General features: G+C 62.5%; 12 protein-coding genes and 1 other RNA gene. 10 read left to right on the top strand and 3 right to left on the bottom strand.

Going from position 1 to position 14,419, the window contains the following annotated elements; translation table 11 throughout:
* Nucleotides 1-25 precede the first annotated feature (25 nt).
* Nucleotides 26-377: a transfer-messenger RNA gene (ssrA, locus tag EV663_RS10390) on the bottom strand.
* A gap of 99 nt (nucleotides 378-476) precedes the next feature.
* On the opposite strand from ssrA, the gene EV663_RS10385 reads away from it, so the two are divergent.
* The 10 genes from EV663_RS10385 (at nucleotide 477) to EV663_RS10340 (ending at nucleotide 13,014) form a co-directional block, all read left to right on the top strand.
* Complete coding sequence (locus EV663_RS10385; protein WP_132951728.1) at nucleotides 477-1,469, top strand: MDR family oxidoreductase; 993 nt, start codon at nucleotides 477-479, stop codon at nucleotides 1,467-1,469.
* A 259-nt stretch (nucleotides 1,470-1,728) separates the two neighbouring features.
* Entirely contained in the window at nucleotides 1,729-2,154 is a 426-nt protein-coding gene (locus EV663_RS10380) for a universal stress protein (protein WP_132951727.1), read from the top strand.
* Between the two features lie 61 nt (nucleotides 2,155-2,215).
* Entirely contained in the window at nucleotides 2,216-3,877 is a 1,662-nt protein-coding gene (locus EV663_RS10375) for a BCCT family transporter (RefSeq protein ID WP_132951726.1), read from the top strand.
* Nucleotides 3,878-3,968: 91 nt separating this feature from the next.
* On the top strand, nucleotides 3,969-5,198 hold the full coding sequence (locus EV663_RS10370; protein ID WP_132951725.1) for an aminotransferase class V-fold PLP-dependent enzyme: 1,230 nt from the start codon (nucleotides 3,969-3,971) through the stop codon (nucleotides 5,196-5,198).
* 33 nt (nucleotides 5,199-5,231) lie between these two features.
* On the top strand, nucleotides 5,232-6,653 hold the full coding sequence (locus tag EV663_RS10365) for a cryptochrome/photolyase family protein (protein WP_132951724.1): 1,422 nt from the start codon (nucleotides 5,232-5,234) through the stop codon (nucleotides 6,651-6,653).
* 57 nt (nucleotides 6,654-6,710) lie between these two features.
* Nucleotides 6,711-7,922 carry an SAM-dependent methyltransferase gene (locus tag EV663_RS10360; protein WP_132951723.1) on the top strand — a complete coding sequence of 404 codons (1,212 nt, stop codon included), beginning with the start codon at nucleotides 6,711-6,713 and terminating at the stop codon, nucleotides 7,920-7,922.
* A 3-nt stretch (nucleotides 7,923-7,925) separates the two neighbouring features.
* Nucleotides 7,926-8,369, top strand: coding sequence for a TrgA family protein (locus EV663_RS10355; protein ID WP_132951722.1), 444 nt, complete (start codon nucleotides 7,926-7,928; stop codon nucleotides 8,367-8,369).
* 7 nt (nucleotides 8,370-8,376) lie between these two features.
* Nucleotides 8,377-9,492, top strand: a complete 1,116-nt coding sequence (locus EV663_RS10350) for an NUDIX domain-containing protein (protein WP_132951721.1) — start codon at nucleotides 8,377-8,379, stop codon at nucleotides 9,490-9,492.
* Between the two features lie 55 nt (nucleotides 9,493-9,547).
* Nucleotides 9,548-10,573 carry a cysteine synthase A gene (locus EV663_RS10345; RefSeq protein WP_425057138.1) on the top strand — a complete coding sequence of 342 codons (1,026 nt, stop codon included), beginning with the start codon at nucleotides 9,548-9,550 and terminating at the stop codon, nucleotides 10,571-10,573.
* A complete protein-coding gene (locus tag EV663_RS10340; protein ID WP_132951719.1) occupies nucleotides 10,570-13,014 on the top strand; it encodes a DUF3772 domain-containing protein in 2,445 nt (814 codons plus the stop codon). The genes EV663_RS10345 and EV663_RS10340 overlap by 4 nt, the downstream gene beginning before the upstream one ends.
* A gap of 51 nt (nucleotides 13,015-13,065) precedes the next feature.
* Here EV663_RS10340 and EV663_RS10335 read toward each other — a convergent pair whose 3' ends face one another.
* Nucleotides 13,066-13,575, bottom strand: a complete 510-nt coding sequence (locus EV663_RS10335; RefSeq protein ID WP_132951718.1) for a hypothetical protein — start codon at nucleotides 13,573-13,575, stop codon at nucleotides 13,066-13,068.
* A 222-nt stretch (nucleotides 13,576-13,797) separates the two neighbouring features.
* Nucleotides 13,798-14,253 carry a tryptophan-rich sensory protein TspO gene (gene tspO, locus EV663_RS10330; RefSeq protein WP_132951717.1) on the bottom strand — a complete coding sequence of 152 codons (456 nt, stop codon included), beginning with the start codon at nucleotides 14,251-14,253 and terminating at the stop codon, nucleotides 13,798-13,800.
* Between the last annotated feature and the right edge of the window lie 166 nt (nucleotides 14,254-14,419).

Genomic DNA, 14,419 nt, shown 5'->3' with positions numbered 1-14,419 from the left:
CAGGTTGGGTTAACGCAGGAAGGAGAGTGCAGGTTTCTGTTGCCAGGTACCTGCGGACCCCGCCTTACGTTGCTAGACGCAAGGGCTTAGATTTGGTTTTGCGGACCGCTTACGCGGCCAGCGCCACCGGAGCACGGTTGTCATTGGCAACTATCATGCTTGCACCGATAACGGTGGTAGCTCACCGGGCGAAAGCAAAACCCCTTTAGACGTCCGTCGATCCTGTTTCGGCCCCATGATCCCGCCAATGTGGGATTTATGGTGGAGCCGCCGGGTACCGCCCCCGGGTCCGATCCGCTTATTACGGGCGCGTTTATCGCCATAGTTCCCAAGGGAACGATATAAATCTAGGCGGGCGCGCGGTCGGGTTCAAGGGGTCTTGGAGGATCTTCGCAGGACTGGTCATCGCGAAAGGTCTCTGGCAGGAATGGGCAGAGGGAAACTGGGGCCGAGAGTTCCGGCAAGGGAGGTTAAAGATGTTCAGGGCGTTGGTGGTTGAAAAGGACGCGGAAGGCCGGACATCGGCGGCGGTGCGCGATCTGGACGAGGCGCAGTTGCCCGAGGGTGAGATAACCGTTGCGGTTGATTATTCCACTCTCAATTACAAGGACGGTCTGTGCATTGGGCCGGGCGGCGGCCTGGTGCGAAGCTATCCGCATGTTCCGGGGATCGATCTGGCGGGAACGGTGGAAACCAGCGAAGATGACCGCTATGGCCCCGGCGACCGGGTTGTACTGACCGGTTGGCGCGTCGGCGAAACGCATTGGGGTGGCTACGCGCAAAAGGCGCGCGTCAAGGCCGACTGGTTGGTGGCGCTGCCCGAGGGGCTGAGCACGCGCACGGCCATGGCGGTAGGCACGGCGGGTTTGACGGCGATGCTGTCAGTGATGGCGTTGGAAGATCACGGCCTTGAACCGGGGCAGGGGCCGGTACTGGTAACCGGGGCTGCGGGCGGTGTTGGGTCGGTGGCCACTGCGATTCTTTCGCATCTGGGCTATGAGGTTGCGGCCGTAACCGGGCGGCCCGAAGCCGCGGACTACCTGCGCGGGTTGGGTGCGAACGAGATCGTTCCGCGCGAAGAGTTGACCGAGATCACGCGAAAGCCGTTGGAGAGCGAACGCTGGGCGGGCTGCGTGGATGCGGTCGGGGGAGCGATGCTGGGCCGGGTTCTAAAGCAGATGAAATATGGCGGATCGGTCGCGGCGGTTGGGCTCGCGGGTGGCGCGGCGATCGAGGGGGCGTTGATCACGCCCTTTATCCTGCGCGGCGTAAACCTGCTTGGCATCGACAGCGTGATGCGGCCCCATGCCGATCGGGTGCGCGCCTGGAACCGGATCGCGACAGATCTGCCCCTGGAGAAGCTTGAATCGATGATTCAGCCCGCGGTCCTATCGGATTTGCCCAAGCTGGGTGCAGAGATTCTGAAAGGTCATGTGCGGGGCCGAATCCTGGTCGATCCGAACGCCTGAAAAGCGCGACTGCCTCACGGGCCCCGACTGCGCCGAGTACCTCTCGCGGGGGCGCTTGGCGCCGGGGCAAGCTTGCGGATGACGCGGCTGTCTGGTGCGCGATCCGGCGTCCGGTTGCGTGAATGGGACTTTCCCGCTAGGATCGTCGCCGGAAAACGGTGCGATCTCTGCCCTTTTCCGGATGACGCCACGACGTGCGCCCTGCCTCGGATTGCGGCAATGACCGAGTTGATGCGGGCGCCTTTGACAGGAGGGCGATGTGTTTACCCATATACTCGCGCCGGTGGATCTTGCGCATGTCGAAAGGCTTGGTCGCGCGCTGGAGGTCGCCGCCGACCTCGCGCGTCATTACGACATACCGGTAACCTATGTGGGTGTGACCACGCCTCAGCCCGGTACCGTTGCCCACAATCCAGAGGAATTCGCACGCAAGCTCGACAGTTTTGTCGCTGGCCAGACAGAGGAATTCGGGCATGTGGCGCAGGCCCGCACCATAAATTGTCACGATCCCGCCGTCGAGCTCGACCATGCCTTGCTGAAGGTCGTCAAGGATCTTGCCGCCGACCTTGTGGTCATGGGCTCGCATGTTCCGGGATGGCGCGATTACGTCTCGCCATCCCATGGCGGTAAGCTGGCACTGCATTCCCATGCCTCGATCATGCTGGTGCGCGACCACGACCGCTGAGGTCGTGGCGCGGCCAGTGACGAAGATTGAGAAACCCGAGCGCCTGCAAAGGGACTTAGCCATGACAGACGATATCACGGACCAGGGAATTCCCGAGCCCGAGGGCCCCACCGAGTTGATAGAGACCGACTATGAGATCGGCCAGGACAATATCGAAGGCAGCCTCGGCCCGTTCGGCTTTGATATTCACAACCCGGTTTTCATGATCTCTGGCCTGACGATCATGGTCTTTGTCTTCTACGCGCTGGCCTTGCCGGAACAGGCGGGGGCACTTTTCGGCTGGTTGCGACCGGCGCTGACCTCGACCTTCGACTGGTTCTTCATGGGCGCGGCGAACCTGTTTGTGCTGTTCTGCCTGTTGCTGATCGTCCTGCCGGTGGGCGGTGTGCGGCTGGGCGGTCGCGATGCGGCGCCCGATTATACCTATCTGGGCTGGTTCGCGATGCTGTTCGCGGCGGGCATGGGGATCGGGCTGATGTTTTTCGGGGTGCTCGAGCCTGTTTATCACATGGCAATATCCCAGCCGCTGGGCGTTGCTTCTCCATTTGGGCCGGATGGTGCGCTCATCGCGGAAAATGTCGAGGCAGCCCGCACCATGGGCCTTGCGGCCACGATCTATCACTGGGGCCTTCATCCCTGGGCGATCTATGCAGTCGTGGCGCTGGCGCTGGCGCTGTTCACCTATAACAAGGGTCTGCCGCTGACCATTCGCTCTGCCTTTTACCCGCTGCTTGGGGACCGCGTCTGGGGCTGGTGGGGCCACTTGATCGACACGCTCGCGGTTTTTGCAACGCTGTTCGGGCTGGCGACATCCCTGGGGTTCGGGGCGCAACAGGCTAATGCGGGGCTCGGTCACATCTTCGGGGTACCCGAGAACGTAACGGTGCAGGTCGTCTTGATCACGGCGATCACCGGCGTGGCGCTGGTATCGGTGATGCGTGGCCTTGACGGGGGCGTCAAGGTTCTTTCCGAGATCAACATGGGGCTGGCCGCGCTCTTGCTGGTTTTCGTGCTGCTCGCCGGACCCACTCTGACGATCCTGTCGGATTTCACCAGCGGCCTGGTGGCGTATGGCAAGGAACTGCCCGCGCTGTCCAACCCCTTCGGCCGGGAGGATGCCGGCTATGTCGAGGGCTGGACCTCGTTCTACTGGGCCTGGTGGATCTCCTGGTCGCCCTTCGTCGGCATGTTCATTGCACGCGTCAGCAGGGGGCGCACGGTGCGCGAGTTCCTGATCGCCGTGCTTTTGGTGCCCAGCCTGGTTTGCATATTGTGGATGGCGGTATTTGGCGGCACGGCGATCGACCAGGTGCTGAGCGATCCGGCAGGCAGCGCGGTCAAGGCGCAGGTGATCGATGCCTACAACCCGCCTATGGCGCTTTTCTCGATGCTGGAGGGGCTGCCGCTGGCCGCGATCACCTCGGTCATCGGGATCGTCCTGGTGGTCGTGTTCTTCGTGACCTCTTCTGACTCGGGTTCCCTTGTGATCGATACGATCACCGCGGGAGGCAAGATAGATGCCCCGGTATCGCAGCGCGTGTTCTGGTGCACCTTCGAGGGTGCGGTCGCCATCGTTTTGTTGATCGGCGGCGGTCTTGGGGCGCTACAGGCCATGGTGATTTCAACCGGCTTGCCGTTCACGGTGGTGTTGTTGTTGATGTGCTTCGCGATCTTCCGCGGGTTGTTAAGCGAAACCCGCGGCCAGACGGGCTCGGATCAATAGGGCCAACACAAGCCATTTCAAGGCTTTGCAACGTCCTTGCGACCCGATACCACAGCCGCAACCTCGATATTTCCACCCGTGCGGAGGCTTGATGGTTGCGTTCGATGCGGATTATGTGCGCAATCAGTTCCCCGCCTTTCGCGCGCCCACCTTGCGCGACGAGGTGTTGGTTGACAATGCGGGCGGCTCTTATCCTTGCCGTTACACGGTCTGGCGGCTGAGCAGGTTCTACCAGGAACGCAAGGTTCCACCCCAGGCGTCGTGCCGTGCGGCGCAATTGGCCCGCGAAGAGATGGACGAGGCCCGCATCCGGCTGGCGGCGCTATTGGGTATCGCCGGGGACGAACTGCATTTCGGCCCCTCGACCGGGGCGAATGTCTACGTTCTGGCTCAGGCTTTCCGAGAATGGTTGCACCCTGGATCTGCCATCGTGGTCAGCGAGCAGGATAGCACGCCAAATACAGGGCCTTTGCGGCTCCTGGCCGATGCAGGTATCGAGATCCGCGTCTGGCGGGCCGATCCGGCAACGGGAATTCTTGATCCGGCGGGGCTTGATCGCATTCTCGATGGCAGGGTGCGGCTGGTGTGTTTTCCACATGTCTCCACCCTGCTTGGGCATGTGAATGACGCGAGAACAATCTGCGCGCTCGTGCGCGGGGCAGGGGCCTTGTCCTGCGTGGACGGCGATGGCTTTGCGCCGCATGGCTTGCCCGATCTGCGCACGCTTGGCGCCGACATCTATCTCTTTTCAGGCGAAATGGCATTCGGACCGCATCAGGGGCTAATGGCGATGCGGCGCGAACTGGCCCATCGCTTGCCGGTTCAGGTCCGTGATCGTGACGCCGCGGACCCCACCACCCGGTTCAATCCCGCCGGTGCCGATCCTGCGCAGATCGCCGCCTGCGCCGGGATCGCGGATTATTTCGACGCGCTTTACGATCATCATTTCAAGGCCGGTCGCGATGCGCGGGGGCGCGCGGCCAAGGTGGCTGAACTGATCAGGGCGCGCGAACACGAACTATTGGCGCCGCTTGCCGATTACCTTGTCACGCGTCCCGAGTTGCGGGTTCTGGGGGGCGTCCGGTCCGGTGCCGCGCGTATGCCGATCTTGTCGCTTGTCCTGGAAGAACCCGCGATAAAGGCCGTCCGCCGTCTGGCGCGCCATGCGGTCATCACGGGCGGGGGGGATTTTTCCGTGCCCGGGCTGTTGCGGGCGATGGGCGTGGACCCCGCGCGCGGCGTGCTGCGGCTCAGCCTGTTGCACTACGCCCTTCCCCAAGAGGTTGACCGCCTGATTGCCGCGCTAGATACCGAGATCTGACCGCCCGGAAACGGGCCTTTCCAGACCTGTGACATGGTAGAACTTTCCCCTGTAATCTGGTGGGTCCGGCGCGACCTGCGCCTGTCCGACAATCCTGCCGCCCTGGCCGCTTGCGCGGGCGGGCGTCCGGTGATCCCGGTCTTTATCCACGACGATGGCGTGGCACGGCTGGGGGCGGCACCTAAATGGCGGCTGGGGCTGGGGCTGGAATGCTTTGCGAGCACCCTGGCCCGCATCGGATCACGCCTGGTGCTGCGCCGGGGCGATGCGCTGGAGGTTTTGCGTGCGCTGGTGGCCCAGAGCGGGGCGGGAGCGGTGGTCTGGACACGTGCCTATGACCCCGACAGCGTGGCGCGCGATACAAGGGTAAAGACCGCGCTGAAGCAGGACGGGATCGAGGCACGATCGCTGGCCGGACATCTGCTGTTCGAACCTTGGACGGTCGCCACCGGGCAGGGGGCATTTTACAAAGTTTACACCCCGTTCTGGAAGGTGGTTCGCACGCGCGAGGTGCCCGAACCCTGTGCCGCGCCGCGGGCATTGCCCGCACCCGCCACCTGGCCCGAAAGCGACATGTTGGATAGCTGGCAGATGGGCACGGCGATGCGCAAGGGGGCCGAGATCGTGGCCACCCACCTGCGCGTGGGCGAGGAAGCCGCGCAGGCAAGGCTTGACGAGTTTGCCGCGAGCGCGATCGCGGATTATGCCACGGCGCGGGATTTCCCGGCATGCAACGGCACCTCGCGCCTGTCCGAAAACTTGGCCTATGGCGAGATTTCTCCGCGCACGTGCTGGCATGCGGGGCTGCGGGCAATGCACGAGGGCAAGGCGGGCGCAGAAACCTTTCTCAAGGAACTGGCCTGGCGTGAATTTGCCTATCACCTGCTTTGGCACAGTCCGCATATCGCGACGTCGAACTGGCGACCCGAATGGGACGCGTTTCCCTGGAATACCGATGAAAACGCGCCCGAAGTAATCGCATGGCGGCAAGGACGCACCGGCATGGAATTCGTCGATGCCGCGATGCGTGAGCTTTTCGTGACCGGCACCATGCACAACCGTGGCAGGATGATCGTGGCCTCTTACCTGACCAAGCACCTGATGACCCATTGGCGCATCGGGCTCGACTGGTTTGCCGACACGCTGATTGACTGGGACCCTGCGGCAAACGCGATGGGCTGGCAATGGTCGGCAGGTTCGGGCCCCGACGCCACACCCTATTTCCGGGTCTTCAACCCGGTCACGCAGCTTGCCCGGTTCGATCCGGGGCGGCGCTATGTCGATACCTGGATCGCAGAGGGGCGTCGGCGGCCCTCACGAAAGGCCCTGTCCTATTTCGAGGCGGTTCCGCCGTCATGGGGCCTGTCGGCACAGGATGCCTATCCCGCGCCTGTCGTGACGGCAGAGGCCGGACGAAAGCGCGCCCTTGAGGCCTACCAGGCACGAAAATTCTGAAACCCATTGCCGGTCGCCGCGGCTTGGGAAAAAATGAAATGGGAACGGGGAGCCGCAATGGACATCCTGACAACAACCAAGGGGCAGGAAAACCTGCCGCGCTATTTCACGCAAGTCTTCGACGTGGCCAGCGGCATGGGGCATGGACGGCTCGATTTCGTGCTGCCCGACGGGCGGCGTTTTCGTGCCGAGGGGCGCGGGCCGGGGCCAGTGGCCGAACTTAACATCCACGACCCCGAGGTCTTTGCCCGGCTGATCCGCGAGGGCGACCTTGGCTTTTGCGAGGCTTATCTCGATGAAGGCTGGTCAACCCCCGACCTGATGGCCTTCATGGACCTGGTCCATGCCGACAATGACGAAATCTATGATGGTTTTCCGGGGCAAGCCCTCGTGCGCGCCTACGAACGGCTGCGGTTCTGGTTGCAACGCAACACCAGACGGCAGGCGAAAAAGAACATCTCGGCACATTACGACCTGGGCAACGACTTCTACGGGCTGTGGCTGGACGAAAGCATGACCTATTCCTCGGCTTTGTTTCGGACCGGACAGGAAAGCCTAGAAAAGGCGCAGGAACAGAAATACGCCTCGATGGTCGACGAGATGGGCGTGCAACCCGGTGACCATGTTCTGGAAATCGGCTGTGGCTGGGGCGGGTTCGCCGAATATGCCGCTGGACAGCGCGGCCTGCGCGTCACCGGCCTGACGATCAGCCGCGAGCAACACGATTACGCGGTGGCGCGGATCGCACGGGCCGGCCTGTCGGACCGTGTCACGATCAAGTTGCAGGATTACCGCGACGAGACGGGGCGCTATGACGGTATCGCCTCGATCGAGATGTTCGAGGCAGTGGGCGAACAATACTGGCCGGTCTATTTCAACAAGCTTTCGACCTGCCTGAACCCAGGTGCCCGCGCCACCTTGCAGATCATTACCGTGCAGGAACGCCGGTTCGAGATCTATCGAAAAGGCGTCGATTTCATCCAGAAATACATCTTTCCCGGAGGGATGTTGCCCAGCCACACGGTCCTTGGCGACCTGGCCCGCGCCTCGGGTCTGGAGGTCATCCGTTCCATCGAGTTCGGCGAAAGCTATAGCCAGACGCTGCGGCGGTGGCACGACACCTTCAACGCGCGCTGGAACGAGATTTCGGCGCTTGGTTTCGACGCGCGCTTTCGGCGCATGTGGAACATGTACCTGACCTCTTGCGCGGCCACCTTTCACAGCGGAAACTGCGACGTGACCCAGTTTACCGTGACCCGGCCTGCCTGAGACATGCCTACTGCTGCAAAACTTTTTTCTGCCATGACCTACGGTCTTTTGGCGTGGTTCGTTTCGGATGCGCTTGTTCCCGCGTTTCCCGAGAACGCCGATCTTGGCTATTTTGCCGTTGTGAATAGCATCATTGGCATCATGGCAGGATGGCTGGTCATGGGGCGGCTGGTTGGTCATGGCTACGGGGTCGCGGTGACCTCGGGCATTCGCACGGTGGTAGTATTGACGGTTTACGCGCTTCTTGTTCATTCCCTCTGGGAAATGTTGCAACGCGCGCTGGGGATGCGGTATTCCGGGGTGATGGAGGCGTTGACCGGCCTCGTCTCGCTCTTCGGCGAGTTCACATTCGTGCTGGTGACATATCCGCCGGCCGTGGCGATCCTGCTGATCGGCGGAATTGCCGCGGCCTGGATTTCCGAATTCGTATCCCGCCGCTGGAGCTGATCGCGCAATGACCGCCGTGTTCCTGTTCGGCACGCTGCGCCACCCCCAGCTGTTGAGCCGGGTTCTGGATATGCCAGTTCAGGCGGTTCCAGCCTGGCTTGAGGATCAGGCCGCCTGCTGCTTGCCGGGTGAGGGGCTGGCCATGCTCTGCACTTCGCCGGGCGCGGTTGCGCAGGGCCTTTTGCTGGAGCCTCTGTCGCCGGAGGCTGTCGCGCGGCTGGATCATTACGCCGAAAGCCAGGGGTTGGTTGCGGTCACGGTCAAACCCAATCTCGATGATCGCCGCGTGATTGCGCGGGCCTATGATGCGCCACCTGGCACCCGGCCAGGCGCCCCCTTCGATCTGGTCGACTGGGTCGCGCGCTGTGGAATGTTGGCGACTGCCGCCGCGGGCGAGGTGATGCTGAGCCTTGGTTTGCGTTCGCCCGCGGTCAATGCCGGCCGAAGGCGCATGATCCTTGCCCGCGCGGCCTCGCGCCTGCGCGCGCAACTGCCGGGTCCGGCGACACTGCGCCGTGGGACCAGCCGGGGCGATATCGACGAACGCGCCCGCCGCCAGCCCTATGCCAATTTCTTTGCGGTCGAGGAATATGATTTTCGCCATCGTCGCTTTGACGGCGGCTGGAGCCAGGACATGAACCGCGCGGCTTTCCTGTCGGGGGATGCCGCAACCGTGCTGCCCTATGACCCGGCCCGCGATACGGTTCTTCTGATCGAACAGTTCCGCGTTGGCCCCTATGCCCGCGGCGATAGCGAATGCTGGTCGATAGAGGCAATCGCCGGCCTGATCGATCCGGGCGAGACCCCGGAAACCACCGCGCGCCGCGAGGCGATCGAGGAGGCGGGGGTCGAGATCGGCCGGTTGCACCCCGTGCATGGCTATTACACCTCGCCGGGGGCCAAGGCCGAGTTCATCTATTCCTATGTCGGTGAGGCAGAACTGCCCGAGGCGGCGGCAGGGCTTGGCGGTTTGGCCTGCGAGGGCGAGGATATCCGTGCCCATGTGGTGTCCCTTGATCGGGCGTTGGGCCTGCTCGATAGCGGAGAGATCAACAACGCGCCGCTGATCCTCACGCTGTTGTGGCTGACACGCAACCGTGAGCGGTTGCGGGCATCGGGTTGAGTTCGTCTGTCCCCGGCTTTAGCACTATGGGCAGGGGACGGGAGGGTTCATCGATATGCAACGCGATCTTGCCGGGCTGGTCGGCAACACACCGCTGGTTCGGCTGAGGGGGCCGTCAGAGGCAACCGGCTGTGACATTCTCGGCAAGGCCGAATTCATGAATCCCGGCCAGTCGGTCAAGGATCGCGCCGCACTGTGGATCATCCGTGACGCGGTGGCACGCGGCATGTTGAAACCGGGTGGAACGATTGTCGAGGGCACCGCGGGCAATACCGGTATCGGGCTGGCCCTGGTGGGTGCATCAATGGGCTTTCGCACGGTGATCGTGATCCCCGAGACCCAAAGCCCCGAGAAAAAAACGATGCTGCGCCTTGCGGGAGCAGAGTTGGTCGAAGTGTCCGCCGCGCCCTATTCCAGCCCGAACAACTTCGTGCGCTATTCCGCCCGGTTGGCCGAGCGGCTTGCCGAAAGCGAACCGAATGGCGCAGTCTGGGCCAACCAGTTCGACAATCTCGCCAACCGACAGGCTCATTTCGAGAGCACCGGTCCAGAGATATGGGATCAGAGCGGAGGCAAGGTCGACGGGTTCATTTGTGCCGTGGGCTCGGGCGGGACGTTGGCGGGCGTTGCCATGGCGCTTCAGCCCCGCGGCGTTCGGATCGGGCTGGCCGATCCCGAAGGCGCAGCGCTTTACAGCCATTACACCACCGGCGTCCTGAAATCCGATGGCAATTCCATAACCGAGGGCATCGGGCAGGGACGGATCACCGCCAACCTCGAAGGGCTGAGGCCAGATTTCTGCTGTCGTGTACCCGATAAAGAGGCTCTACCGGTCATCTTTGAACTGTTGCGGGACGAGGGCCTGTGCCTTGGCGGGTCATCCGGCGTCAACGTCGCCGGTGCGATGCGCATGGCGCGCGAGATGGGGCCGGGTCATACCATCGTGACGGTGCTGTGCGATTATGGCACGCGTTATCAGTCGCGCCTGTTCAACCCCTCGTTCCTGATTGAAAAGGGGCTTCCGGTGCCTGAATGGCTTGCCGATGCGCCCCGCGACATACCGAAGGTGTTTGCGACATGATTCATGCCTTGCGACTGTTTGCCCTTCTTCTGGCGCTGACGGCGTTACCGTTGTCTAGCGCGCCCCCCGCATTGGCGCAGGATGACACTCAACGGCAAGCCGCGCTCGATTACGAGGACTGGGAAAGGCTTGCCTCGCGCGCCGAAGACGTTCTGGGTGTCGGGCGTGCCTCTGATGCTGCCCTGGGTCAACTTCGTGCACAGCTTGTAGATTGGCGTTCGCAGTTTCTCGCCGCCCAGGATGTCAATGCGGCGCGCATCCAGACCTTGCGCGACCAGATAGCGTCGATCGGCCCGCCGCCCGTCGAAGGCGCGAGTGAACCCGAGGAAATTAGTGCGCGTCGCGACGCGTTGCAAAAACAGCTCAACGATTTGCAGGCCCCAGCGGTCCGCGCCATAGAGGCCCATAGCCGGGCCGATGGTCTGATACGCGAACTGGACACGATCATCCGCGAAAGGCAGGCCGATGCCCTTTTGAATCTCGGGCCAAGCCCTATCAACCCGGTCAATTGGGGCGAGGGGTGGCGCGTCTTGCGCCAGACGGTGCTGACGGTTGGGACCGAAGTCGGGGATAATTGGCGTAACCCCGTCGTCCGGGCAGATGCGCGCGACGCTCTGCCTGCGACGTTTCTATACTTGGTGATCGCGGTCGTTCTCTTGGCGCGCGGACGGCGCTGGATGGTCCGTCTGTCGCGTTTCGTGACCGCGCGCGCGCCCTCCGAGGGCGGCACTGTCTACGGCGCGCTGGTCTCGCTGGGCCAGATCGTGCTGCCGCTTGTCGGTGTCTTTGCATTGGCCGGAGCGTTGCAAAGTTCGGGGTTGCTGGGGCTTCGCGGCGACAGGCTCGTGCAATTGCTGCCCGTGCTGGGAGCGATCATCCTCATTGCCCGCTGGCTGGGTGGGCGCATCTTTGCAGAGGTGGGTGTTAGCCAGACAATCCTGGCTTTGACACCCGAACGCCAGCGAGAGGGACGGATCAATACGGGCATAATCGGCCTGATCCTTGCCTTGTCGACGCTGGTGGCGGCGACCGCCGAGTTCGAGTCCTACTCCGACGCGGCGGTGGCCGTGTTGTCATTTCCGCCGCTTCTGGCCGCGGGTCTGATGCTGTCGCGCATGGGACAGCTTTTGATCACCCATGCCATGACGGATTCACAACCGAGCGGGGAACTTCCATACCGGACGCGGGTGATGCGTCTTTTGGGGCGGGCCTCGGTGGTGGTCGGGCTGGCCGGTCCGGTGCTGGCAGCGGTTGGCTATACCGAGGCCGCCGAGTTCTTTGTCTACCCCTCGCTGATGACGCTGGCGCTGATGGGGTTCTTGTTGGTTCTTCAGCGTTTCGTGACAGATCTCTATGGTTTACTGATAGGCCATGCACAAGACAGCGAGACCGCGGGAGATGCACTTGTTCCGGTCCTGATGGGGCTTGTTCTGGCCTTGGCGGCGTTGCCGGTTCTTGCACTGATCTGGGGCGCGCGCGTGGCCGACCTGACCGAGGTCTGGTCCCGGTTCACGATCGGTTTCACGGTGGGTGAAACGCGTATCTCGCCCGTTGATTTCCTGACTTTCGCGCTGATTTTCGCCTTGGGCTATACATTTACCCGGTTGATCCAGGGCACGCTGAGATCCACGGTTCTACCCAAGACCAGGATCGATCCGGGCGGCCAGACCGCGTTGGTCTCCGGGGTCGGCTATATCGGGATTTTCCTTGCCGCCATCATCGCGGTCACGACGGCCGGTATCGATCTCAGTTCGCTGGCGATCGTCGCCGGCGCGTTATCGGTCGGCATCGGTTTTGGTTTGCAGAACATCGTGTCGAATTTCGTTTCGGGGATCATCCTTCTGATCGAAAGGCCCGTCAGCCAGGGCGACTGGATCGAGGTCGGCGGTGTGCAAGGCATCGTGCAGGATATCTCTGTGCGCTCGACCCGCATCCAGACATTTGACCGGACCGATGTGATCGTGCCCAATGCTGACCTGGTCTCGGGCATGGTGACGAACTGGACCCGTCAGAACCTGACCGGGCGGGTGATCCTGAAGGTGGGCGTTGCCTATGGCACCGATACGCGCAAGGTTGAAAAGATCCTGCGTGAAATCGGCGAAAATCATCCGCTGGTGATGATCAACCCCCCTCCGACGATCGTGTTTCAGGGGTTTGGCGCGGATTCGCTTGATTTCGAACTTCGGGTGATCCTGCGCGATATCAATTACGGGCTCGGTGTGCGAACCGAACTCAACCACCAGATTGCCGAACGCTTTGCCCTGGAAGGGATCGAGATACCCTTTGCACAGCGTGACATCTGGGTGCGCAATGTCGAGGCCTTGGCCCCCGCGATGACAGGTCGCCCGGTGGCACCCAGTGCCCCAATGCACCCTGACGAGATACCGACCGACCCACCTGAAGAGGACGGGGACGGAAGCGGCGAGGCAGACGCCCGTTAGCCTGAAGCACAAACAAGGCAAGTGCCCCTTCGGGCACGCGCCGAACGCCAGTCAGGTGCGCGTGGCCAAGCTTCTTTGCCAGCGAAGGTTATTCTCGGCTGCGAAGGCAAGGCCAGCCTCCAGCGCCGTGATCGTCAATGGCGCACGCAACGTGACATCGGCAAGACCAAGCCTCGAGGGACCGAAGTCATCCTGATCTGCATCGCGTGTGATCAGAATGATGGGCAATCCGGGGATTCGAAGGCGCAATTCGCACAGCGCCCCGGCCAGGATTTCCATCCCGCCAAAGTCGTCTACATTCACCATGGCACCACCCCAACTGCCGGCCCCGGTTCGAAGGGTGGACAGGGCCTGTTCTATTCCGTCCGCACGACCCACCGAAAAACCGCCGGCCCGCATCCAGCCGACAGCCTGGGCGAGGCCGGTATCCTTTTTCGACACCACGAGAACGGGCAGGGACGTATCAAAAGGCAGGGTGTACATGCGTGAAGGATAGGCGGGCAACAGCGTGATCGGATCGACGGACGACCTGGCATCGGCCGTCGAAGGCCCAAGGCGCATTCCAACCAGCCGTGCCGCAGTTACGTCTACGCGGCCACCCGTGCGGGGATAAACGGTAAGCGGGACCATGTAGTGCCTCGACGCAGGATTCACGTTCGGACACCATGATATTCCGTTCCCGCCCCCGGATGTCGGGGCAAGAGGGGTAGGGCGGTGCACATGGGGGCTAACCGCCTAAATCATTGCCCCGGCTTGCGTGACGCGCAACCGACCCTGTCGGTTTCAGGCCACGGCCGCCCCGTTGCGGCGCCAGACCGAGATATTCAGCGCCAACGCGTAACTCCCCCACGCAAGGTAGGGAACCATCATCACCGCCGCCAGCGGATCGAGCGCGGCAAAGGCGACCGTCGTGGCCAGCACCGCCGCCCAGAGGAGCGCGATGATGATCGCTCCCCCGAAAATCCGGTGTTGGCCAAAGAAAACGGCGGACCAAAGCGTGTTGATCGTGATCTGCAATCCCCAAAGTGCCATCGCAAGGTCGTTGCCCGCTAGCGTCGCGACCCGTGCAGCGGCCAGAGACATGAGCGTGTACAGTATTGCCCAAATCACTGGGAACAGACGGTTTGGCGGTGTCCAGCTTGGCTTGTCGAGGTCACGATACCACTGTCCGGGTTTGAAAAGGATGCCCGCCGCGGCCGGAACGGCGCAGGTGGCAAGAAAAATCGGGAACAGCGTCATTATTGACCTCGTTGGAGCTGGCTTGCTGGCTATGGCCTATCGCCCCGCTCACCATCTAGCAAGCCAACCACGGGTGCGCTGTCTTGCGGAGCCGGCCGACTATTCAGCATGAGCTACGGGCAGGATTATATTCCGGTGGGTATAACATTTGCTCGAAATAGCGCTC

Origin of the sequence: Rhodovulum bhavnagarense (assembly GCF_004343505.1) — a bacterium.
GTDB classification, from domain to species: domain Bacteria; phylum Pseudomonadota; class Alphaproteobacteria; order Rhodobacterales; family Rhodobacteraceae; genus Rhodovulum; species Rhodovulum bhavnagarense.
The sequence above is the reverse complement of the archived record's forward strand: the minus strand, read 5'-3'. Positions and strand labels throughout refer to the sequence as shown.

Bases quoted from the DNA above. Each gene is read 5' to 3' on its own strand.
- EV663_RS10385 (WP_132951728.1), top strand. From the start codon at position 477: ATGTTCAGGGCGTTGGTGGTTGAAAAGGACGCGGAAGGCCGGACATCG.
- EV663_RS10375 (WP_132951726.1), top strand. From the start codon at position 2,216: ATGACAGACGATATCACGGACCAGGGAATTCCCGAGCCCGAGGGCCCC.
- EV663_RS10370 (WP_132951725.1), top strand. From the start codon at position 3,969: ATGGTTGCGTTCGATGCGGATTATGTGCGCAATCAGTTCCCCGCCTTT.
- EV663_RS10365 (WP_132951724.1), top strand. From the start codon at position 5,232: ATGGTAGAACTTTCCCCTGTAATCTGGTGGGTCCGGCGCGACCTGCGC.
- EV663_RS10360 (WP_132951723.1), top strand. From the start codon at position 6,711: ATGGACATCCTGACAACAACCAAGGGGCAGGAAAACCTGCCGCGCTAT.
- EV663_RS10355 (WP_132951722.1), top strand. From the start codon at position 7,926: ATGCCTACTGCTGCAAAACTTTTTTCTGCCATGACCTACGGTCTTTTG.
- EV663_RS10350 (WP_132951721.1), top strand. From the start codon at position 8,377: ATGACCGCCGTGTTCCTGTTCGGCACGCTGCGCCACCCCCAGCTGTTG.
- EV663_RS10345 (WP_425057138.1), top strand. From the start codon at position 9,548: ATGCAACGCGATCTTGCCGGGCTGGTCGGCAACACACCGCTGGTTCGG.
- EV663_RS10340 (WP_132951719.1), top strand. From the start codon at position 10,570: ATGATTCATGCCTTGCGACTGTTTGCCCTTCTTCTGGCGCTGACGGCG.
- EV663_RS10335 (WP_132951718.1), bottom strand. From the start codon at position 13,575: ATGCGCCTTGGGCCTTCGACGGCCGATGCCAGGTCGTCCGTCGATCCG.
- tspO (WP_132951717.1), bottom strand. From the start codon at position 14,253: ATGACGCTGTTCCCGATTTTTCTTGCCACCTGCGCCGTTCCGGCCGCG.